The sequence below is a fragment of the Pseudomonas sp. PA-1-6B genome, from assembly GCF_021609545.1.
Classification (GTDB): Bacteria; Pseudomonadota; Gammaproteobacteria; order Pseudomonadales; family Pseudomonadaceae; genus Aquipseudomonas; species Aquipseudomonas fluorescens_BV.
In genome coordinates this window covers 19788-40961 of the sequence record NZ_WJZM01000051.1, presented here as the reverse complement: position 1 = coordinate 40961, position 21174 = coordinate 19788, and the positions used below count along the sequence as shown (strand labels likewise).

The 21174-nt window shown below is 58.9% G+C and carries 18 protein-coding genes and 1 pseudogene; 4 read left to right on the top strand and 15 right to left on the bottom strand.

Annotated elements, in window-relative coordinates:
* Positions 1-163 precede the first annotated feature (163 nt).
* The 4 genes from GIV35_RS21110 to prfB form a co-directional block, all read right to left on the bottom strand.
* Positions 164-1441, bottom strand: coding sequence for a flavohemoglobin expression-modulating QEGLA motif protein (locus tag GIV35_RS21110; protein ID WP_014717201.1), 1278 nt, complete (start codon positions 1439-1441; stop codon positions 164-166).
* 128 nt (positions 1442-1569) lie between these two features.
* Complete coding sequence (locus GIV35_RS21105; protein WP_105225995.1) at positions 1570-2286, bottom strand: TetR/AcrR family transcriptional regulator; 717 nt, start codon at positions 2284-2286, stop codon at positions 1570-1572.
* A gap of 143 nt (positions 2287-2429) precedes the next feature.
* Positions 2430-3932 carry a lysine--tRNA ligase gene (lysS, locus tag GIV35_RS21100; RefSeq protein ID WP_236265592.1) on the bottom strand — a complete coding sequence of 501 codons (1503 nt, stop codon included), beginning with the start codon at positions 3930-3932 and terminating at the stop codon, positions 2430-2432.
* Between the two features lie 79 nt (positions 3933-4011).
* A protein-coding gene (gene prfB, locus GIV35_RS21095) for a peptide chain release factor 2 (protein WP_096001736.1) occupies positions 4012-5107 on the bottom strand; the annotation gives its coding sequence in 2 pieces (ribosomal slippage) (positions 4012-5034 and positions 5036-5107; 1095 coding nt in all).
* 531 nt (positions 5108-5638) lie between these two features.
* Here prfB and GIV35_RS21090 point away from each other — a divergent pair.
* Positions 5639-7903, top strand: a complete 2265-nt coding sequence (locus tag GIV35_RS21090; protein WP_236265593.1) for an S-type pyocin domain-containing protein — start codon at positions 5639-5641, stop codon at positions 7901-7903.
* Between the two features lie 2 nt (positions 7904-7905).
* Positions 7906-8157: a bacteriocin immunity protein gene (locus GIV35_RS21085; RefSeq protein ID WP_105225993.1), complete on the top strand. Its 252-nt coding sequence runs from the start codon at positions 7906-7908 to the stop codon at positions 8155-8157.
* A gap of 132 nt (positions 8158-8289) precedes the next feature.
* Here GIV35_RS21085 and GIV35_RS21080 read toward each other — a convergent pair.
* Positions 8290-8448 (bottom strand): annotated as a pseudogene (locus tag GIV35_RS21080) (diguanylate cyclase domain-containing protein); the annotation flags it as partial.
* 40 nt (positions 8449-8488) lie between these two features.
* Between GIV35_RS21080 and GIV35_RS21075 the strand changes: the two are divergent.
* On the top strand, positions 8489-8743 hold the full coding sequence (locus GIV35_RS21075; RefSeq protein WP_236265594.1) for a bacteriocin immunity protein: 255 nt from the start codon (positions 8489-8491) through the stop codon (positions 8741-8743).
* 144 nt (positions 8744-8887) lie between these two features.
* On the opposite strand, the gene GIV35_RS21070 is transcribed toward GIV35_RS21075, so the two are convergent.
* From GIV35_RS21070 to GIV35_RS21035, 8 genes are all read right to left on the bottom strand, one after another.
* Positions 8888-9889 carry a response regulator gene (locus tag GIV35_RS21070; RefSeq protein WP_054897111.1) on the bottom strand — a complete coding sequence of 334 codons (1002 nt, stop codon included), beginning with the start codon at positions 9887-9889 and terminating at the stop codon, positions 8888-8890.
* A gap of 52 nt (positions 9890-9941) precedes the next feature.
* Positions 9942-10952, bottom strand: a complete 1011-nt coding sequence (locus tag GIV35_RS21065) for a chemotaxis response regulator protein-glutamate methylesterase (RefSeq protein WP_034126508.1) — start codon at positions 10950-10952, stop codon at positions 9942-9944.
* Positions 10949-13228, bottom strand: a complete 2280-nt coding sequence (locus tag GIV35_RS21060; protein WP_236265926.1) for a hybrid sensor histidine kinase/response regulator — start codon at positions 13226-13228, stop codon at positions 10949-10951. Before GIV35_RS21060 ends, GIV35_RS21065 begins: the two co-directional genes overlap by 4 nt.
* On the bottom strand, positions 13225-13926 hold the full coding sequence (locus tag GIV35_RS21055; RefSeq protein WP_200648466.1) for a chemotaxis protein CheW: 702 nt from the start codon (positions 13924-13926) through the stop codon (positions 13225-13227). Before GIV35_RS21055 ends, GIV35_RS21060 begins: the two co-directional genes overlap by 4 nt.
* Positions 13923-15185, bottom strand: coding sequence for a CheR family methyltransferase (locus GIV35_RS21050; protein WP_236264844.1), 1263 nt, complete (start codon positions 15183-15185; stop codon positions 13923-13925). The genes GIV35_RS21055 and GIV35_RS21050 overlap by 4 nt, the downstream gene beginning before the upstream one ends.
* Positions 15182-15694, bottom strand: coding sequence for a chemotaxis protein CheW (locus GIV35_RS21045; RefSeq protein ID WP_127882178.1), 513 nt, complete (start codon positions 15692-15694; stop codon positions 15182-15184). Before GIV35_RS21045 ends, GIV35_RS21050 begins: the two co-directional genes overlap by 4 nt.
* Positions 15694-17316: a methyl-accepting chemotaxis protein gene (locus GIV35_RS21040; RefSeq protein WP_105225988.1), complete on the bottom strand. Its 1623-nt coding sequence runs from the start codon at positions 17314-17316 to the stop codon at positions 15694-15696. Before GIV35_RS21040 ends, GIV35_RS21045 begins: the two co-directional genes overlap by 1 nt.
* A 210-nt stretch (positions 17317-17526) precedes the next feature.
* Positions 17527-18234, bottom strand: a complete 708-nt coding sequence (locus GIV35_RS21035; protein ID WP_105225987.1) for a tellurite resistance TerB family protein — start codon at positions 18232-18234, stop codon at positions 17527-17529.
* Positions 18235-18538: 304 nt separating this feature from the next.
* Here GIV35_RS21035 and GIV35_RS21030 point away from each other — a divergent pair, with 304 nt between their 5' ends.
* A complete protein-coding gene (locus GIV35_RS21030) occupies positions 18539-20164 on the top strand; it encodes a glucan biosynthesis protein D (protein ID WP_054897106.1) in 1626 nt (541 codons plus the stop codon).
* Between the two features lie 54 nt (positions 20165-20218).
* Here GIV35_RS21030 and GIV35_RS21025 read toward each other — a convergent pair whose 3' ends face one another.
* Both GIV35_RS21025 and GIV35_RS21020 read right to left on the bottom strand, forming a co-directional pair.
* A complete protein-coding gene (locus GIV35_RS21025) occupies positions 20219-20404 on the bottom strand; it encodes a hypothetical protein (RefSeq protein WP_014717190.1) in 186 nt (61 codons plus the stop codon).
* 204 nt (positions 20405-20608) lie between these two features.
* Positions 20609-21145 (bottom strand): GNAT family N-acetyltransferase, encoded by a 537-nt coding sequence (locus GIV35_RS21020; protein ID WP_223022981.1) that lies wholly within the window; start codon positions 21143-21145, stop codon positions 20609-20611.
* Positions 21146-21174 lie beyond the last annotated feature (29 nt).

Sequence of the window (21174 nt, the reverse complement as noted above, 5' to 3'; positions counted from 1 at the left end):
CAAGCACCATGCTTGCAGCGTTGAGTTTGACCTCACTGGAATAGGACTTTCGCATCATCTGTACACCTCAGGTTTGGGCGCCATCATAGCGCCCTATTGATGTGTCCAATTTCATTAGGCCAGATCAAGCCAGCTCCCACATTTTTTGATTCGGTTTCGTCAGTTACAGGATATTGGAGTAATCCGCTTCAATCCGGTCCAGGCTCAAGTGGTTGAGGAAGTTGGAGAAGCACATCCAGGCCGCCAGTGCGTTCATGTCACGGAACTGCTCCGGCAGGTACTTGGGCGGCACCACCAGGCCTTCGTCGACCAATTGGCGCAGGGTACGCATGTCTTCAAGGGTGGTCTTGCCGCAGAACAGCAGCGGCACCTGTTCCAGCTTGCCTTTGCGCACGGCGAGCTGAATATAGTTGTAGACCATGATAAAGCCCTTGAGGTAGGACAAATCCTTGGTAAATGGCAGGCCGGTGGGCACCGAACCACGGAATACCCGGCTAGCATTCCCATAGCTTTCGGCCATTTCAAAGCCTTGCTCGCGGAAGAACTCGAACACCTGCAGGAAGTCGGCACCCTCCTCCACCATATGGATGGCGCGGGTCCGGTTGGTGAGCTTGCGCAGGCGGCTGGGGTAGGAGGCAAACGTGATGATTTCCATCAGGATCGCCAGGCCTTCCTGGGTGACCGTGGACGACGGCGGGCCCTTGGACAGAAACGTGCAGATCGGCTGGTTCTGGCCGTTGAGGGTGGTGCCCACATGCACCAGCCCTTCATGCACTTCGAGGGCGCGGACGTCGCGGTCGTTAAACATCGCATCGGCGCGGATCTTGATGTAGTCAGCGCCCGCCGCTGCGTCGGCGACAATGCCATCGGACTCGAATACGCGGATGGTCTCCTCCGCTTCGCCAAACACTTTGTTCAGGCGGGTTTGCAGCAGGCTGACCGCATCTTTGGCGGTGAGGGTCTTGGCTTCGTCCTTGAGGTCACCCCTACCGTCGATGTTGTTGAGGTAGTCGGAGAGCATCAGGCCAAGGTCGGCCAGGGTCGGGTCGCCGGCGTGGAACGCATCGGAGGCGGCGCCGTACAGCTCTTGGGAAATCAGACCGAAGTCCTCGGTGCCGCGCGCTTCAAGCATGCGCACCACCATGCGGTATTCGCGGCACATGCGCCGCATGATCTGCCCCACCGGGCTGAATTGTCCAAGGCGACGGGTGATGTCGCGCTCGATGTTCTGAAACTCCAGCTTCACCGCACTGGAATCGAACGACAGCGGCCGGTTCAGGTAGTAATCACGGTCTACGGCAGGCATCGCCTTGCCCTTGGCCTTGAGAAATCCCTGACGAATGTTCTCGTCCCATTTCACCGCATCAAGGACGCGGATCGGTGTTTGCGCCAGCACAATGCGATCGGACAAGGTGCGTATCGTCTGCTGGTAATCGTCCACCCGGTGCTTCCTCTTTAAACGTTATTGGCCCACGCGCAGTTAGCGCACGGCTTCACATCTGAGCAGCAGGCCCATCAGAGGTAGGAGCTGGCTTGCCTGCCCCCACCCAAAGCAGATTGCGCACAAGGCTAGGCCGAGGCCAATACCAGGTGCATGTGACGCTTGAGGATTTCAAGCATCTCGTCACCCGTCAGAGGCTCTGCGCCGCCCAACAGGCCCTGATATTCCATCCGACTGATGATAGCCGTCAACACCTTGGCATCCTGCTGTGGCTCACGGGAACCCAATACCTGGAAAAACTGCCCGGTACCCTGCAACAGGATCTGTTGATGGGAGCGTACCAGTTCGGCCAGCCGCGGGTTGAGCAGGGCTTCCTGGCGAAAAGCCTGCTCGGCCATCAGGTATTCGCGGCGGTTGGTCAGTTGGCGCAGCACATAGTCGGCGGTCAGGCGGGCGATATCATCGGCCAGTTGCGAGCGCGACTGCGGGCTGCCGTCACCATAGGCGACCATCTCGCGCAACAGGCCTTCGTTGCGCACCCACAGCTTGCCCATGAAAGCGGCGCTGCGCTCCACGTATTGGGCGAAGGTGTCGGTGAGCAGGTCGTCGATGTCTTTGAAGTAATAGGTGGTGGCCGACAGCGGCACCCCCGCCTCTGCCGCCACTGCCCGATGACGTACGGCCCGCACGCCATCGCGCACGACGATACGCATGGCCGCATCGAGAATGTCTTGCCGGCGCTGCTCGCTGCCCCGCCGACTGGCCTTGCGGCCCTGGTACTGAACGCTTTCAGCCACGGCAGCAGCAATGCCGGCGGCACCTTCTTTAGCCATTATGCGGTTCACCACACTTCTTCCTTTAGAGGTGACGCGGAGCGTCACAGAGTGCACTCCCACGCGGAGCGTGGGAACGATCACTGACGAGCACCACTTGAACAGGCCACATAAAAAAGCCGCCTTATAAAAGGCGGCTTCGGATTTCGCTACGGTTACGCTTGTGGCCGCATGTGCGGGAACAGGATCACGTCGCGGATCGACGGCGAGTTGGTCAACAACATCACCAGACGGTCAATGCCGATACCTTCACCGGCAGTCGGCGGCATGCCGTACTCCAGGGCCCGAACGAAGTCGGCATCGTAGTGCATGGCTTCGTCGTCACCGGCGTCTTTGTCGGCCACCTGGGCCATGAAGCGCTCGGCCTGGTCTTCCGCGTCGTTAAGCTCGGAATAGGCGTTGGCGATTTCACGGCCACCGATGAACAGCTCGAAACGGTCGGTGACGTTCGGGTTGTCGTCGTTGCGACGGGCCAGCGGCGACACTTCGAACGGGTACTGAGTAATGAAGTGCGGCTGTTCCAGCTTGTGCTCCACCAGTTCTTCGAAAATCATCACCTGCAGCTTGCCCAGGCCTTCGAAGCCCAGCACCTTGGCGCCGGCTTTCTTGGCAATGGCACGGGCCTTGTCGATGTCGTTGAGGTCGTCAGCGGTCAGCTCGGGGTTGTGCTTGAGGATCGAGTCGAACACCGACAAGCGCACGAATGGCTCGCCGAAGTGGAACACCTTGTCGCCGTACGGCACGTCAGTGCTGCCCAGCACCAGCTGTGCCAGCTCGCGGAACAGCTCTTCGGTCAGGTCCATGTTGTCTTCGTAGTCGGCGTAGGCCTGGTAGAACTCCAACATGGTGAATTCAGGGTTATGACGGGTCGAAACGCCTTCGTTACGGAAGTTGCGGTTGATCTCGAACACCTTTTCAAAGCCGCCAACAACAAGCCGCTTGAGGTACAGCTCAGGCGCAATGCGCAGGAACATTTCCATGTCCAGCGCGTTGTGGTGGGTCTCGAACGGCTTGGCTGCGGCACCACCCGGGATGGTCTGCAGCATCGGGGTTTCCACTTCCAGGAAGTCACGCTGCATCAGGAAGCTGCGGATGTGAGCAATGACTTGCGAGCGTACGCGGAAGGTCTGGCGCACGTCTTCGTTGACGATCAGGTCAACGTAGCGCTGGCGATAGCGCTGTTCGGTGTCGGTCAGGCCGTGGTGCTTGTCTGGCAGCGGGCGCAGGGACTTGGTCAGCAGGCGTACATTGGTCATCTCGACGTACAGGTCGCCCTTGCCGGAACGGGCCAGGGTGCCTTCGGCGGCGATGATGTCGCCCATGTCCCAGGTTTTCACCGAGGCCAGGGTTTCTTCGGACAGGGTCTTGCGGTTGACGTAGACCTGGATGCGACCGGTCATGTCCTGGATCACCATGAACGAGCCACGGTTGAGCATGATGCGACCTGCCACCTTGACCGGGATCGCAGCCTCTGCCAGTTCTTCCTTGGTCTTGTCCGCGTATTGCTTCTGCAAGGCATCGCAGTAGTTGTCGCGACGGAAGTCGTTGGGGAAGGCGTTACCCTTGGCGCGCTCGGCAGCAAGCTTTTCCTTGCGCAGGGCGATCAGGGAGTTTTCTTCCTGTTGCAGGGCTTGCGGGTCGAGTTGTTGGTCGCTCATGTCTTTAAATATTCCATCAGGTTCGTTGCCCCCAGCCTTCGGCGGGGGATCGCGGGCAAGCCCGCTCCCACAGAGGGTATTAGAGGCCGGATTTCAGGCTGGCTTCCAGGTATTCGTCGATATCGCCGTCGAGTACCTTGTCGCAGTCGCTGCGTTCGATGTTAGTGCGCAGATCCTTGATCCGCGAGGCATCGAGCACGTACGAACGGATCTGGTGGCCCCAGCCGATATCCGACTTGGTGTCTTCCAGCGCCTGGGAAGCGGCGTTGCGCTTCTGCATTTCCTGCTCGTACAACTTGGCCCGCAGCATTTTCATGGCGGTGTCCTTGTTGGCGTGCTGGGAACGTTCGTTCTGGCAGCTGACCACGGTGTTGGTCGGTACGTGGGTGATACGTACGGCCGAGTCAGTGGTGTTTACGTGCTGACCACCGGCGCCGGAGGAACGGTAGGTGTCGATCCGCAGGTCGGCCGGGTTGATCTCGATTTCCACTTTGTCGTCGATCTCTGGCGAGACGAACACCGCAGAGAATGAGGTGTGGCGACGGTTGCCGGAGTCGAACGGGCTCTTGCGCACCAGGCGGTGCACGCCGATCTCGGTGCGCAGCCAGCCAAAGGCGTATTCGCCCTTGATGTGTACGGTCGCACCCTTGATACCGGCCACTTCACCGGCGGACAGTTCCATGATGGTCGCGTCGAAACCGCGCTTGTCGGCCCAGCGCAGGTACATGCGCAGCAGGATGTTGGCCCAGTCCTGGGCTTCGGTGCCACCGGAACCGGCCTGGATATCCAGGTAGGCGTTGTTCGGGTCCATTTCGTGGCTGAACATGCGGCGGAATTCAAGCTTGGCGAGGTTTTCCTCGAGACGGGCCAGCTCGGCGACAACATCGCCCACTGCGCCTTCGTCGTTTTCTTCGACGGCCATGTCCAGCAGGTCGCGGCAATCACCCAGGCCGGTGTTCAGTTCGTCGAGGGTATCGACAATCTGTGCCAGCGCAGCGCGCTCGCGCCCCAGTTCCTGGGCGTATTCAGGTTTGTTCCAGACACTCGGATCTTCAAGCTCGCGATTGACCTCGGTCAGACGCTCATGCTTTTGATCGTAGTCAAAGATACCCCCGAATAGTTTCGGAGCGCTCGGACAGGTCCTTGATGGTGTTAAGGATCGGGTTGATTTCCATGGCGGGCAGCACTCGTTGGCGAACTTTTGAAAGCCGGCGAGTATAACGGCAAACGGCTGGAAACGGCAGCCCGCTTGGTCGATTCTGCCAAGACAGCGCTTGCCTCTCGTCACGCTTGCTTCGGTGACGGATACGCGACCATCAGAGCATTTCCTATAGATTGACGATGCCGCGCGTTAGAAAACCCGACCTACTACTCGCTAAAACCAGACCGTTCATCTGTTTATACAAATAATTTGAAAATCCAAATCAGAGCCTGCCTAAAAGACCACAAACCAACCCACTCCAATAAAAACAACCAATTAGGTTTCTAGCCAAATCATCCCAAGACTCAAGTGATAAACATACAAGAATATAAATACATCAGTTTCAGAACCGTCTTACAGAGTCTCCTACGCGCATAAAATTAAATCAAAACGCCATCAGTTTTTTCTTTCTTCCCTCTCAAATAAGTTTGATCAAAGCGCCTGAGTTTTTTTCTTCAGGACGCACAAACTCTAACGATCACTCTCATAAAAATGGAGAGGCCCTATGGCACAACAAGGGTGGCAGCCAGGACAACCTTTAGAACTCAAGCCGACGATAATTACCGCAGGGAGACGAAACACTTATTGGGGTGGTGAAGGCGGAGGCTACGTAGGAAGTGGAGATGGCTGGGGCCTTCAAGAAGGGCCACGTCGGGGTGAAGGAGACCGTAGCCGCTTCAAGCAGTTTGACTTCCCTAGCACCACCGCCGATTTCATTGGAGAGCAAAAGTACAATCAATCCTTGATTGACGCGGAGTACAGCGCACGGTTCGCAACCCTCACTACTGACACTGAACGCGAACTCGCAGAGAAACAGCAAGCCGCGAAAGCTTCACAGGCACTCACAGAGACAGCCTCAGCCATTCTCGATCAAAAAATCGCATTTGAAATCATCGACGCGAAAAAATCCAAATACGCCAGCACTGCGCCACTCATCTATGGGCTCTATGATCAAAGCCCTTTTTACCTGATGGAAAACTTAACTTATACAAAGCTACGTGAAACACTTGCCTCTTCTGACCCGATAAAAAATCTGGGCGATGCCTACACACTTTACGACAACGTCTGGAGGGCCGCACAAGAACTCAAGGCTCTCTCGCTCTCCATAGACATTCTGACTAAAAAACTTTCAGGGTTGGCAAAGGCCCGGCAAACGCTGGAGGCCAATTTAGCCGAACAGGATCCTGGCTGGGCAAATTTACACAATGAGTATCTGAAGGTCATTGCAGATGAGTTGGAAATTCAAGTGCAGGTGCTGCCGGAATACCTGCAGGTGGAACTCGCCTCTCTTGCCGGTTCGGTCGTTGGATTGACACCCGACCAGACCCTCATGCTTTACAAAAACACGCTGGCCAAAATGATCGAAGAAACGATGGCTGCGATCAAACCTATTGACCCACCGTTAGCCATAAACCGTAACGGGTTAATGATTTACTATCCCGCAGCCAACCCACAGGTTACACCGCCACTCAGCAAACCCGAGCTTGAGGGACTCAAACAGCTTATTTATCTGCAGCAGAACACCGCGCTTGGGGTGAGATGGCTCAGCCACCATGATTTTGTGCTGAAGTCAGAGTCCGCGCGGTTTCTTGCCAACGCCTCCAATGCAATCAGCGACCTCGCGGAACGTGCGCAGCAGATAGCAACGGCCCAGGCGCGTATTGACGCGGTACGAGTAGCCAATACCTATCGACTGTCGGGCACTGCTGCTGCGACTCAAGCGATAGTCATGACCTCAGTCGGGACTATCGTTACAGCAGAAGGGATTACCATCACGCTGCAAGCTGCCATTCGGTCAGCAGTGGCCGCATTGACGGAGTTGGTCGCAAGCACGGCAGGCGGCTTACTTGTCGGTGTTTCAGCTCTGGTCTATTCACCCAAGCTTGCAAACGGAGAACTGGCGGAGCGTTACGCACTCGGTACCCCGGTTTCAACGTTTTTGCCAGATGTCAACGAGTCAACGCTCACCACCGCACTCAATGGCACAATCGACCTGCCAGTGCGAATGAGTTCAAAGACGGCGGAGGATGGACGCTCCGAAGTGTTTGTGGTCATTGCCGACGGTACAAGCGTGCCTTCCAAGGTCAAGGTGGTTGCCGCGACCTACGATCCAGCGCGGAAGGTGTACACCGTCACGACAAGTGACGTCCCACCCAGGACGTTGGTCTGGACACCTATCGTTGCCCCCGGGGATAGCTCAACAACTCTGCCCGTTGACCAGCCTGAACCGCCTGTTTACGTTGGAGCTACGGTGACGCCGGTTGCTGGCAGAGTTGATTCGTTTCCAGGAGTCCGTGAGTCACGTTTTGATGACTTTATAACCGTATTCCCTATAGATTCCGGGTTGCCTCCTATCTATGTGATGTTCAGGGATAGGCGGGAGGATCCGGGAGTTGCTACCGGGATGGGCCAACCTGTGTTTGGCAACTGGCTTGGAGCAGCGACCACAGACGACGGCGCCCCCATTCCATCGCAAATCGCTGATCAGTTGAGAGGCCAGCAGTTTAAAAATTTCAAGGCATTTCGTGAGGCTTTCTGGAAAGCAGTGTCTACAGATTCAGAGTTGGCTCAGCATTTTGCACCTAGTGAGTTAGCCACCATGAAAAATGGACGTTCGCCGATTGTTAAAAAAAGTGAAGCAGTGGGTAAACGGATACGGTTTGAGCTTCATCATAAAAAATATGTGTCTACTGACGGTGAAGTATACGGCATCGACAATATCGTGATTCTAACGCCAAAAAAGCATATCGACATTCACAGAGGTTCCTAAAAATGGGCACATTAATGAGCGAGATGACGGAGCGTGAGTTTTTAAACTTGGTTGTAAAAATCTATAACGACGACTACGCCACAGAAAAAGAGCACACCGATGCAATTTTAAAATTTGAAGCGTTAACGGAACACCCTTCTGGTTCAGATCTAATATTTTATCCGGAGCCTGAAAAAGATGGACCTGAATTTGTAGTAAAAGAAGTTAAAGATTGGCGCGCTGCTAATGGTAAGCCCGGATTTAAAGCAGAATAATATTCTTCTACAAATTTCTGCCATCGACTCGACATCGATGGCAGTTTTTTAATCCAACGGCAGTTCAAGGAACACGCACATCCAATGTGAGAAAGCCCCCTCTACCCCATGTGGACTTGCTGCGATCTCAGATTACTCGATACCCACCAGATTGCGCCCATTATGCTTGGCGGTATACAGGCCCTTGTCCGCCTCCATGATCAAGTGCCAGCAGTCCGTACCCTGAACCGGCGTCAACGTCGACAGCCCAATACTGATGGTCAGGCTGGCATCTTCAGCCGGGGCGATGTTCCAAAACTTCACAAGCGTATTCACGGCAAAGGCAATTAAGATGAAAACCTCAATTTCCGAGTACACAGAAAGCGAATTTTTAAAATTTGTAATTTCTCTTTGTGATGCGAGTGCTCGCTCTGAGGAAGAAGATGACGAAATGCTATTAGCATTCAAGCGACTTACGGAGCATCCTGATGGGTCAGACCTCGTCTATTATCCAAGAAAGGGTAGAGAAGACAGTCCAGAAGGCATTGTAAAAGAGGTCAAAGAGTGGCGCGCGAATAATGGCAAGCCTGGATTCAGAATAGAATAACGCCGCCCTATCACCTGCCATCGTTTCCACAACGATGGCAGACTTCTTAGCTCAAAAACTTTCATATGTAATCATATTCGGATGAGTACGAAACTCAGGAGTGCAAGGGGGAAGTCCCCCTCGCACATTGGAATTGGCCTCTAATTACTCGATACCAACCTGATTACGCCCATTGTTCTTGGCCGTGTACAACCCCTTGTCCGCCGCCATGATCAACTGCCGACAGTCCGTACCCTGAGCCGGCGTCAACGTCGACAGCCCAATACTGATGGTCAGGCTGGCACCTTCAGCCGGGGCGATGTGCGGGATTTTCAACGCCGCCACCGCCATGCGCAGTTTTTCCGCGACCAGGCGTGCGCCGCCCGGCGAGGTGTTGGGCAGGACCAGTGCGAACTCTTCGCCACCGTAGCGCGCCGGCAAGTCCGAAGGGCGGCTGCTGGCATCGCGAATGGTGGCGGCGACTTTGCGCAAGGCTTCGTCGCCCTCGACATGGCCGAAGCTGTCGTTGTAGGTCTTGAAGAAGTCCACATCGATCATCAGCAACGAGAGTTGGGTCTGGTCGCGCATGGCGCGGCGCCATTCCAGCTCCAGGTATTCGTCGAAGTGACGGCGGTTGGACAGCCCGGTCAGGCCATCGGAGTTCATCAGGCGCTGCAGCACCAGGTTGGTGTCCAGCAACTGTTGCTGGCTGACCCGCAACGCGCGGTAGGCCGCGTCGCGCTGCAACAGGGTCATGTAGGAGCGCGAGTGATAGCGGATGCGCGCCACCAGTTCGATGTTGTCCGGCAGCTTGACCAGGTAATCATTGGCCCCGGCCGCAAAGGCCGCGCTTTTGATCAGTGGGTCCTCTTTGGTGGACAGCACGATGATCGGGATATTCGCGGTGGCCGGGTGATTGCGGTACTCGCGCACCAGGGTCAGGCCGTCCAGACCCGGCATCACCAGGTCTTGCAGGATCACCGTGGGCTTGATGCGGATCGCCTGGGCGATCGCCTGATGCGGGTCGGCGCAAAAGTGGAAGTCGATGTTCTCTTCATGGGCCAGGCCACGCCGCACGGCTTCACCGATCATGGCCTGGTCGTCGACCAGCAGCACCATGGCGGCGTTTTCGTCGGTCTTGAAGTCGTCGAGCTGTAAATCATTCATGTGCAATCACCTGAATTACTACCTGCAAGCCAGCACGGCGGGAGATTTTTGTTCATTTTGCAAAGACCTCCAGCAATCGGGGCGCAATTCTATCCAGTGGGCGAATTTCAACAGCAGCATCAATCGCCGCCGCCGCTTTGGGCATGCCATACACCGCCGAGCTCTGTTGGTCCTGGGCGATGGTCAAATATCCTTGTTCACGCATCAGCTTGAGGCCCTGGGCGCCGTCGCGCCCCATGCCGGTGAGCAAGACGCCAACGGCGTCACCGTTCCAGTAGCTGGCGACGCTTTCGAAAAACACGTCGATGGAGGGCCGGTAAATCTCGTTCACCGGCTCTGCGGTATAGGCTAGCGTGCCATTTTTCAACAAGCGAATATGGTGGTTGGTGCCGGCCAGCAATACCACGCCGGGTTGAGGCGGCTCGCCCTCACAGGCCAGGCGCACCGGCAGGCCGGAAGCGCTGCTCAGCCACTCGGCCATGCCGGCGGCGAAGACCTGGTCCACATGCTGTACCAGCACGATGGCGGCGGGAAAATCCCGGGGCAAACCCTTGAGCAGAACTTCCAGTGCCGCCGGCCCACCAGCCGAAGAACCAATGGCCACCAGCCGTTGACGCTTGCCGGTGACCCGCTGCGGCGGGGTTTCGGCACGCACCCGCGTGCCGCGCTGGCCGATCAGCCAACCAATATTGAGGATCTTGCGCAGCAGGGGCGCCGCCGCATCCTTGGGATTGCCAACGCCCAGTGCCGGGGTGTCCACCACATCCAGGGCGCCGTGGCCCATGGCTTCGAATACGCGGCTGACGTTGGCCTGGCGGTCGACAGTGACGATCACAATCGGGCAAGGCGTGTCGGCCATTATCTGCCGGGTAGCCTCCACGCCGTCCATCACCGGCATGATCAGGTCCATCAGGATCAGGTCCGGGGTCAGCTCGGCGCAACGCTGTACCGCTTCCAGGCCATTGCTGGCCACCCATACCACCTCGTGGGCGGGCTCGTAACTCAGGGCGCGGCGCAAGGCCTCCACCGCCAGGGGCATGTCATTGACGATCGCAATTCTCATGCCCGGGCGCCTCCAATCAGTTCAACCACGGCGTCGAGCAAGGCGTCGTCATGGAAACTGGCTTTGGCTAGATAATAGTCGGCCCCGGCGTCGAGGCCACGGCGGCGGTCTTCTTCACGATCCTTGTAGGAAACCACCATCACCGGCAACGATTGCAGGCGACTGTCACGGCGCAAAAGTGTGACCAATTCAATACCGTCCATGCGAGGCATATCAATATCCGTGATAAGCAGGTCGAAGTCCTCGGAGCGCAATGCGTTCCAGCCATCCATGCCATCGACCGCAACAGCGACTTCATAACCACGATTGAGTAATAATTTGCGTTGCAGCTCGCGCACCGTCAGTGAGTCGTCCACCACCAGCACACGCTTGCGCGGCGCTTCGGTGGCCTGCTGGCTGCGCCGGGCAATGCGCTCCAGGCGACCGGTGTTGAGCAATTTATCCACCGAACGCAGCATGTCTTCGACATCGACGATCAACACCACCGAGCCGTCATCGAGCAAGGCCCCGGCGGAAATGTCCTGGACTTTGCCCAGGCGATCATCCAGCGGCAACACCACCAGGGTGCGCTCGCCGATAAAGCGCTCCACGGCAATCCCGTATACGGCATCGCGTTCGCGGATCACCACCACCTTTAAGGTATCTGACGGGGCCTGCCCCGGCGGGCGTTGCAGCAACTGGCTGGCGGCAACCAGGCCGACGTGCCGGCCCTCATGCCAGAAGTGCTGGCGGCCTTCCAACTGCACGATGTCGTCGGGCGCCAGGTCGCACATGCGTTCGATATGCGCCAGGGGAAAGGCATAGGCTTCTTCGCCGACTTCCACCACCAGGCTGCGCACCACCGACAGGGTCAACGGCACCTCAAGATGGAAGCGGCTGCCCTGCCCTGCCGTCTGCTCCAGCACCACCGCGCCGCGCAGCTGACGAACCATATGTTGCACCGCGTCCAGGCCGACCCCGCGCCCGGACACTTCGGTGACTTTGTCGCGCAGGCTGAACCCTGGCAAGAAGAGGAACGTGAGCAGTTCTTCTTCACTCAGACGCAGGGCCGTTTCAACCGGCGACAGATGGCGGTCGACGATGGTGCCGCGCAGGCGCTCGAGGTCGACACCGTTGCCGTCATCGCTCAATTCCAGCACCAACAACCCGGCCTGATGGGACGCACGCAGGCGAATCAAGCCTTCCGCCGGCTTGCCCGCCAGCACGCGTTGCTCAGGGGTTTCGATGCCGTGATCGACCGCATTGCGTAATAGATGGGTGAGCGGCGCTTCGAGTTTTTCCAGCACGTCCCGGTCGACCTGGGTCTTTTCGCCATCAATCTCCAGGCGCACTTGCTTGCCCAGGCTGCGACCTAAGTCACGCACCATGCGCACCTGCCCGGCCAGCACATCGGCAAACGGCCGCATGCGGCAGGCCAATGCGGTGTCGTAGAGCACCTGGGCGCGCTGGCCGGCCTGCCAGCCGAACTCATCCAGCTCGGCGTTTTTTTCCGCCAGCAGGGCCTGGGCTTCACTCAGCAGGCGACGGGTATCGGCCAGGGCCTCCTGGGCTTCCAGGTTCAGATCCAGCGACTTGAGCTGGCCGTCCAGGGCATCCAGCGCACGCAAGCTGTTACTTTGAATGCGCTTGAGGCGTTGCAGGCTGGCCAGGTACGGCTTGAGCCGCTGGGTTTCCACCAGGGATTTGCTGGACAAGTCCAACAGACTGTTCAAGCGCTCAGCCGTCACCCGCAGCACACGCTCGCCGCCTTCGGTCATGCGTTTGTTCTGGCGCGGCGCTTCACTGCCGAGCGGTGGCGCGGGCTCCAGCTCGGGCTCCAGCAGCAATGCGTCAACCCGCGGCGCGGGGATGGGCTCGGGTTTTGGCACGGGCGTGGCAATCGGCTGCGAGGGATCGAGCAAGCGCTCCATCAGCGCTACGTACGCCTCGATATCCGCCGGCCCCACATCGTTGCCCGGGGTGGCGATACGCATCAGCAGATCAGTACCTTGCAGCAACGCGTCGATATGTTCAGGTTGCAGATACAGACGGCCTTCCTGGGCGCTGACCAGGCAATCTTCCATGACGTGGGCCACGCTGACGCCGGCATCCACACCGACAATCCGCGCCGCCCCTTTAAGTGAATGCGCGGCGCGCATGCAGGCTTCGAGCTGGTCGGCCTGGGTCGGGTTGCGCTCCAGCGCCAGCAGGCCCGCGCTCAACACTTGAGTCTGCGCATCAGCCTCCAGGCTGAACAGTTCCAACAGCGAGGCATCGCGCATCTGGTCGGGGGTCATGCGAGGCTCCGGGTCACGGCGGACAACAATTGCGCTTCGTCCAGCCAACGCAGGCTGCGGCCTTTCCACTGCAACACGCCTTGGGTGTAGCGTGCGCTGGCCTGGGTGCCGGACACCGATGCGGCCTTCAAGGTGCGCTCATCGATGGCATGGATGCCGTCTACTTCATCCACCGGCACCACGACCGGGCCGTCCTGGGCAGCGATGATCAGCATGCGCGGCATGATCCGCCCGCCGCTGGCGCTGGCACTGGTGCTGTCCAGGCCCAACAGTTCCACCAGTGACAGGCACGCCACCAGCGCCCCGCGTACGTTGGCCACGCCCAGCAGCGCTCGGGAGCGCTGGTGCGGCAGCGAGTGGATCGGCTGCAACGGCGCCACTTCCACCAGGCAACGGGTGGCGATACCGAGCCATTCTTCGCCGAGGCGGAACATCAACAGCGATCGGGTGACCACCTCGTTATCCGCTTCGGCAGTTGCCTGCGCGTGATGGTCGTCCTGTTGCAGTGCGTAGCGGTCGAGCAGGCGTGTGGCGGCGGCGGAATACACCGAGCAATTGCGGCAGTGGATATGCTCGGCCAACAACGGGCAGGACTTGTCGCCATGAATACCGATGCGGTTCCAACAGTCGTCAATGGCTTGGGTATCGGTCAGCGTCAGGTCCAGGCCTGCGGTGTCGAGCGCGTCAGGGCTACTCATCGTTTGGACTCACTGTCAGCTCGCTCGCTACGGGCGGCGCGTGCCTGAAGACGACGCGCGCCGGCACTGTCACCCTGGGACTCGAGCAACGCGGCCAGGTGCATCAGGGCCTGGGGATGCTGCGGTTCCAGATACAGGGCTTTTCGGTAATACCCCTGTGCCTCCAGGGCACTGCCAGCCACATCGCTGAGCAGCCCCAACCAGTAAAACACCTGGGCGGCCGGCGGGTGACTGCTCAAATACCGTTCGCAGGCCGCTCGGGCCTCGGCACTTTTGCCCTCGTTGGCCAGGGTTGCGATCTGGCTGAGCAAATCCCCGGCATCGGTAGTCACCACTTTGACCGGTGGCACGTTGGGGCTGACCGTACTGAACGGCCGCGGCTTGAGCGGTATCGGCGCCGCCCTGCGCTGCGGTAGCGGCGCGGGCGTCGGTTTGACCACAGGTGCAACCGGCGGGGCCGGTTCTACATGCCGACTGAAGGCAAAGGACTGCGGCACACCGATGGAGCGCATGCCGTGACGCCCCAGCAGGCTGCCCTCGGCCGGGCCGATAAACAGCACACCGTCTACGTGAGTCAATGCCTTGAGCACATCAAAGACCTGTTTCTGGGTCGGCTGGTCGAAGTAGATCAGCAGGTTGCGGCAGAACACAAAATCGTAGGTTGGCTCATTCGCCAGCAGTGCCGGGTCCAGCAAGTTGCCGACTTGCAGGCGCACTTGTTCGCGCACCCGGTCGGCGATGCGGTAATTACCTGCGTCTTCAGTGAAGTGGCGGTCACGAAACTCAAGGTCGGCGCCGCGAAACGAGTTCTTGCCGTACACGCCCCGTCGCGCGCGCTCCACCGACAGCGGGCTGACATCCATGCCTTGCACTTTGAACTGGTGGGGCGCCAGGCCCGCATCGAGCAAGGCCATGGCAATCGAATAGGGTTCTTCGCCCGTCGAACACGGCAGGCTGAGAATACGCAGGGCGCGCAGCTGATTGATCTCGGCCAGGCGCACCTGAGCCAGGCGGGCCAGGGTTGCAAAGGATTCGGGATAGCGGAAAAACCAGGTCTCGGGGACGATCACCGCTTCGATCAGCGCCTGCTGCTCGTCATCGGAGGTTTGCAGGTGTTGCCAGTAAGCCTCCGCCGAAAGCGACTGGGACGACTGGCAGCGCTGGCGCACCGCGCGTTCGATAATCGCCTCGCCCACAGAAGCGACGTCCAGGCCGATGCGTTCTTTCAAAAACGCGAAAAACCGCGGGTCATTGCTCATAGGCTCAACTCGGCGGAAAACAGCAAGGCGCGCACTGGCGCGGTCAACAGATCCGCAACGCCAATCCACTGCATCAAGCCCTGGGCATCTTCACGCACCGGCCCCAGGTACGGCGCCTGCCGGTTGTCCAGGCCATAGGGCTGGAATTCGGCGGGGTCGCAACGCAGGGTGTCGGTGGCCTGTTCCAAAATCAGCCCCAGCCAACGCGCCTCACTCCAGGGCTGCGGCTGGTAATTGACCAGCACCAGGCGCGTGCTGGTACGCGCCTGAGCCGAAGTGCCGAACGTCAGGGCGCTCAAGTCGATGACCGGCACCAGCACCCCACGATGGGCGAAGATACCCGCCACCCACAAGGGCGCTTGGGCGATAGGTTTGAGCGCCAGGCGCGGCAGCACCTCGGCCACTTCCGTAGCCTTGAGGGCAAAGCGTTCGTTGCCGATGCGAAACACCAGGAACAACACCTTTTTCGCTGCCGGGACGGCACCGCGTTTAGCCGCGAGCTCGCTCATCAGACTTTGAAACGCGAGACGCCGCTGCGCAGACCGACCGCAACCTGGCTCAGTTCATCAATGGCAAAGCTGGCCTGGCGCAGGGATTCGACGGTCTGGCTGCTGGCATCGCCCAATTGCACCAGCGCGTGGTTGATCTGCTCGGCACCGGTGGCCTGGGCCTGCATGCCTTCGTTGACCATCAACACCCGCGGCGCCAGGGCCTGTACCTGATGGATGATCTGCGACAGTTGCTCGCCCACTTGCTGCACCTCAGACATGCCGCGGCGCACCTCCTCGGAGAACTTGTCCATGCCCATCACCCCCGCCGACACCGCCGACTGGATCTCACGCACCATCTGCTCGATGTCGTAGGTCGCCACAGCGGTCTGGTCGGCCAGGCGGCGCACTTCGGTGGCAACCACGGCAAAGCCGCGCCCGTACTCACCGGCTTTCTCAGCCTCGATCGCAGCATTGAGGGACAACAGGTTGGTCTGGTCGGCCACCTTGACGATGGTGACTACCACCTGGTTGATGTTGCCGGCCTTCTCATTGAGGATCGCCAGCTTGGCGTTGACCAGGTCGGCAGCGCCCATCACCGAGTGCATGGTTTCTTCCATGCGGGCCAGGCCCTGCTGGCCGGAACCGGCAGCCACCGAGGCCTGGTCGGCGGCGGTGGAGACTTCGGTCATGGTGCGGACCAAGTCCTTGGACGTGGCGGCAATTTCGCGGGAAGTGGCGCCGATTTCGGTGGTCGTGGCCGCCGTCTCGGTAGCGGTCGCTTGTTGCTGCTTGGAGGTCGCGGCAATTTCGGTGACCGAGGTAGTGACCTGTACCGATGAACGCTGCGCCTGGGACACCAGGGCAGTCAGCTCGGTCATCATGTCGTTGAAGCCGGTTTCAACCGCGTTGAATTCGTCCTTGCGCTCCAGATTCAGGCGCTTGCTCAGGTCGCCGGTGCGCATGACTTCGAGGATTTGAACGATGCGCTGCATCGGCGCCATGATCGCGCGCATCAGCAACAAGCCACACAGCGCGGCGGCGAGAATCGCCAGCAACAGCGAGACGCCCATGCTGATCTTCGCGGCCGCTACCGCATCATCAATGGCCGCAGTGGCATTGTCGGCGACCTGTTTATTCTCGTTGATAATTTCATTGAGTTTCATGCGGCCTGCTGTCCAGGCGGGGGTCAGTTGCTCGTTGAACAACCTCAGCGCTTCGGCCGCGTTATTGCTCTGATGGGCTGCCAGGACTTGGGCGAGAATCTGATTGTAGTTCTGGTGCAGTTTTTCGAAGGCATCGTACTGGGTACGATCCTGGGTGATATTGATCGTCCCCGCGTAGCTGGCCATGTGTTGCTCAAGCCGAACCTCAAAAGACTTGTAGTCCTGCTTATCCTCTTCGGAAATGCCCTGGTTCTCGTGGATCCCCACCAACTCCTGGGTTTGCAGGTAGCTGTCGACCCAGGCGCTGCGAATCATCGAGCTGAAAAACACCCCGGGCACCGCATCGTCCCGCACTGAGTTTTCGCTGATTTCGATTTTCAGCAGGCGCGAATACGAGACCACGACCATCAGCAGCATGATCGCGATAATTACCGCAAAGCTCGCCAAAATCCTTTGGCGCAGGGTCCAATTCTTCACAGTAATTCCTCGCAGGGCCATTCAAATGGAGGGGAGTATAGCTGAGCGGCTGCGTGCTTTTATCAAGGCTTTTGATGTGCAGTGCACAGAATGCAAAAGTGGGACCAGGCTTGCTCGCGAATGCGGTGAGTCAGCCAGAAAGAGTGTGACTGGTCTACCGCATTCGCGAGCAAGCCCGCTCCCACATTTTTGATGAACGTGTGGCCTTGTTTATGAGTTAAGCCGTACTTGCTTTTCCAGCTCAAGCTTTAAACCGGGCTCAAGTTTCAGTTGGCGGGCCAGTTCGTCCAGATAGGCTTTTTCCATGAAGTTTTCTTCGTCCACCAGCATCACGCTGGCGATGTACATTTCGGCGGCCATTTCCGGGGTGCTGGCGGCGCGGGCAACGTCGGTGGGGTCCAGGGGCTTGTTGAGTTCGGCGTGCAGCCAGTGTTGCAGCTCCTGGTCGTTGTCCAGCTTGGTAAATTCGCCTTCGATCAAGGCACGCTCGCGCTCATCCACATGCCCATCAGCCTTGGCCGCGGCCACCAGTGCCTTGAGAATGCCCTGGCTGTGTTGCTCCACCTGGTCAGCCGGCAGGCGGTCGATGGTTTGCGGCTCGCCATGGGGCGCGCTGGCCTGCTGGGCTTGCCAGTTGCCGTAAGCCTTGTAGGCAATCACACCCAGTGCGGCCAGGCCGCCGTAGGTGAGCGCCTTGCCACCGAATTTACGCGCCTTCTTGTTGCCCAGCAGCAAGCCCATGGCCCCCGCCGCCAGGGCGCCGCCGCCGGCACCGCCGAGCATGCTGCCGAGCCCGCCACCGCTGAGCAAGCCGCCGAGGGCGCCCTTGTCATTGGATTTGCGTTGGCCGCCGGCCTTGTTTTGCAACATGTCCTGGCCAGACTTGAGCAACTGATCGAGCAATCCACGGGTATTCATTCGTAGCCTCCAGACACTTGGGTTCGTAGGACCAATAGGCCTCCAGCGTAAAACTAAGTGCCAAAAAGCCGCGATCTAGAGTGCTTCCAGATGTAACGTTCTCCTGCGATGCTGGAAATGTCTTGTTGCACATGCAACGCCATCATCCCGCCATCAATCAATTTGCCTTGTTCATCGAACCGCTTAAGCTATCCGGCGTCTGTTTATTGTCCGTTGCGTTTGGCCGAAGGCATGTCCGAACCGTTATTTCTGATCCGCTACGTGCCAGGAAAGGCGCGGGATTTGCTCACGACAGGTTGTCTCTATGCACCGCAGGAATTTGCTCAAAGCATCCATGGCCATTGCGGCTTACACCGGTTTGTCGGCCAGTGGCCTGCTGGCCGCGCAGGCCTGGGCCGGGAATCGGGCTGCCGATGGCAAGGCCGTGGCGTTCGATTTCGAATCGCTCAAGGCCCAGGCCAAGCAATTGGCCACCCGTGGCTACCAGGACACTAAGCAGGTGCTGCCGCCAACCCTGGCCACCATGACCCCGCAGAATTTCAACGCCATCGGCTATGACCGTAACCATTCGCTGTGGAAGGAGTTGAACGGCCAACTGGACGTGCAGTTCTTCCACGTCGGCATGGGCTTCAAGACGCCGGTGCGCATGCACAGCGTCGACCCAAAGACCCGTGAAGCCCGCGAAGTGCATTTTCGCCCTTCACTGTTCAACTATGAAAAAACCACGGTGGACACCCAGCAACTGACCGGGGACCTGGGTTTCTCCGGCTTCAAGCTGTTCAAGGCCCCGGAGTTGGACCGCCATGACGTGCTGTCGTTTCTCGGCGCCAGCTACTTCCGTGCGGTGGATTCCACCGGCCAATACGGCCTCTCGGCGCGTGGCCTGGCGATTGATACCTACGCGAAAAAACGCGAGGAATTCCCCGATTTCACGCAATTCTGGTTCGAAACCCCGGACAAGAACGCCACGCGCTTTGTGGTCTACGCCCTGCTCGACTCGCCAAGCGCCACCGGCGCCTACCGCTTCGACATCGACTGCCAGGCCAACCAAGTGGTGATGGCGATCGACGCGCACATCAACGCGCGCACCGCCATCGAACAACTGGGCATCGCGCCCATGACCAGTATGTTCAGCTGTGGCACCCATGAGCGCCGCATGTGCGACACCATCCACCCGCAAATCCACGACTCGGACCGCCTGGCCATGTGGCGCGGCAACGGCGAGTGGATCTGCCGCCCCCTGAACAACCCGGCCAAGCTGCAATTCAACGCGTTCGCCGACACCAACCCCAAAGGCTTCGGCCTGGTGCAGACCGACCATGAGTTCGCCAGCTACCAGGACACCGTCGACTGGTACAGCAAACGCCCAAGCCTGTGGGTTGAACCGACCACGGCCTGGGGCGAAGGCTCCATCGACTTGCTGGAAATCCCCACCACTGGCGAAACCCTGGACAATATCGTGGCCTTCTGGACCCCGAAAAAGCCCGTGGCCGCGGGTGATTCGCTCAACTACGGCTACAAGCTGTACTGGAGCGCACTGCCGCCGGTGAGCACGCCGCTGGCACAGGTGGACGCGACCCGTTCGGGCATGGGCGGCTTTACCGAAGGCTGGGCACCCGGCGAGCATTATCCGAAGGTATGGGCGCGGCGTTTCGCCGTAGACTTCAAGGGTGGCGGGCTGGATCGCCTGCCAGCGGGCACCGGCATCGAGCCGGTGGTGACTTGTTCCCATGGTGAGGTGAAGGATTTCAGCGTGCTGGTGCTGGATAACATCAAGGGCTATCGCATCCTGTTCGACTGGTACCCCACCAGCGACAGCGTGGAACCCGTCGAATTGCGCCTGTTTATACGAACCCAGGACCGCACCCTGAGTGAAACCTGGCTTTATCAGTACTTCCCGCCTGCGCCAGAGCAACGCAAGTACACCTGATGCCACACTGCACGATCATTCCCACGCAATAACGTAGGAATGATCGGACTGGGCTCAGAACCGCGACACGCTTTTCATCGCGCCAATCAAATATCGCATCGCCACCTGATCGCTCTCGGTCAGTGCCCGGTATTGCACCAGCAACTCCATCTCATCCGAACTCAACCTTCGACCCCGCAAGGACATCCGGCGGCTCAGAAAAGACGCCACCGCACCCGCTACGCCATAGGATTTGGCCATGGACCACTACTCCTGCTATCAGTCAAATACTCCTGGTGCCCATTTCCAAACTCCCCGAAGTACAACATTTTCGTGGACAGACAGCCTGCCTCCCTGGGCTAGGAACCAAGCTCACCCTAAGCTTAGAAACTATCTCGTCACACGTGGGATTTTTTTAGAGTATTCACTTAAAAAAATAGCTTCAGTAATAAAAACCTACAGCCATTACTCACGAAGTGGTCGATACAAGTGGATGTCTAAAGGTTCTTGCGCATACAGCTCAGCACGGGGTTGCAGCAACAGACGACACCCATGACGCAGATAAAAGTCCACGCTATTACGCGACTCTGTGGCCGAGATATACAGCGCTTGGGCCCCCACTTGCCGGCCGTGCTCGCAAGCCAGCGCCAACAACCGCCCGCCCAGGCCCGAACCACGGGCGCTATGGCTGACATGCAGGAATTTCAACTGCCGCATCAGCAGGCCCTGGTGATGGAAGGGCCGATTGTCCACTACCACTGCGGCAACGAGCACCTGGCCGTCGAATACGCCCCACAACCACCCGCCGCGCTGGAGGCAGGCACGCAGCGCCACGGCATCCTGTTCAGCCTCGCCTTCGGGCCAGCCGTGCATGTCATGGTGCGTGGCATACAACACCAGTTCGCCGCATTCCATGCGGTAGCACGCCTGGATCAGCTCCGTGCGGTCGATGGTTGCCAGCAAAGAAATATCGTCTTCGGTTAACGCGCGTTCCACCAGCATAGGGGTCTCCTGTTTCACAACCGCCAAGG

Coding starts and splice junctions, on each gene's coding strand:
- GIV35_RS21035 (WP_105225987.1), bottom strand. CDS start 18,234: ATGAATACCCGTGGATTGCTCGATCAGTTGCTCAAGTCTGGCCAGGAC.
- GIV35_RS21085 (WP_105225993.1), top strand. CDS start 7,906: ATGGGCACATTAATGAGCGAGATGACGGAGCGTGAGTTTTTAAACTTG.
- GIV35_RS21070 (WP_054897111.1), bottom strand. CDS start 9,889: ATGAATGATTTACAGCTCGACGACTTCAAGACCGACGAAAACGCCGCC.
- GIV35_RS21075 (WP_236265594.1), top strand. CDS start 8,489: ATGAAAACCTCAATTTCCGAGTACACAGAAAGCGAATTTTTAAAATTT.
- GIV35_RS21025 (WP_014717190.1), bottom strand. CDS start 20,404: ATGGCCAAATCCTATGGCGTAGCGGGTGCGGTGGCGTCTTTTCTGAGC.
- GIV35_RS21050 (WP_236264844.1), bottom strand. CDS start 15,185: ATGAGCAATGACCCGCGGTTTTTCGCGTTTTTGAAAGAACGCATCGGC.
- GIV35_RS21030 (WP_054897106.1), top strand. CDS start 18,539: ATGCACCGCAGGAATTTGCTCAAAGCATCCATGGCCATTGCGGCTTAC.
- GIV35_RS21065 (WP_034126508.1), bottom strand. CDS start 10,952: ATGAGAATTGCGATCGTCAATGACATGCCCCTGGCGGTGGAGGCCTTG.
- GIV35_RS21045 (WP_127882178.1), bottom strand. CDS start 15,694: ATGAGCGAGCTCGCGGCTAAACGCGGTGCCGTCCCGGCAGCGAAAAAG.
- GIV35_RS21020 (WP_223022981.1), bottom strand. CDS start 21,145: ATGCTGGTGGAACGCGCGTTAACCGAAGACGATATTTCTTTGCTGGCA.
- lysS (WP_236265592.1), bottom strand. CDS start 3,932: ATGAGCGACCAACAACTCGACCCGCAAGCCCTGCAACAGGAAGAAAAC.
- GIV35_RS21090 (WP_236265593.1), top strand. CDS start 5,639: ATGGCACAACAAGGGTGGCAGCCAGGACAACCTTTAGAACTCAAGCCG.
- GIV35_RS21055 (WP_200648466.1), bottom strand. CDS start 13,926: ATGAGTAGCCCTGACGCGCTCGACACCGCAGGCCTGGACCTGACGCTG.
- GIV35_RS21060 (WP_236265926.1), bottom strand. CDS start 13,228: ATGACCCCCGACCAGATGCGCGATGCCTCGCTGTTGGAACTGTTCAGC.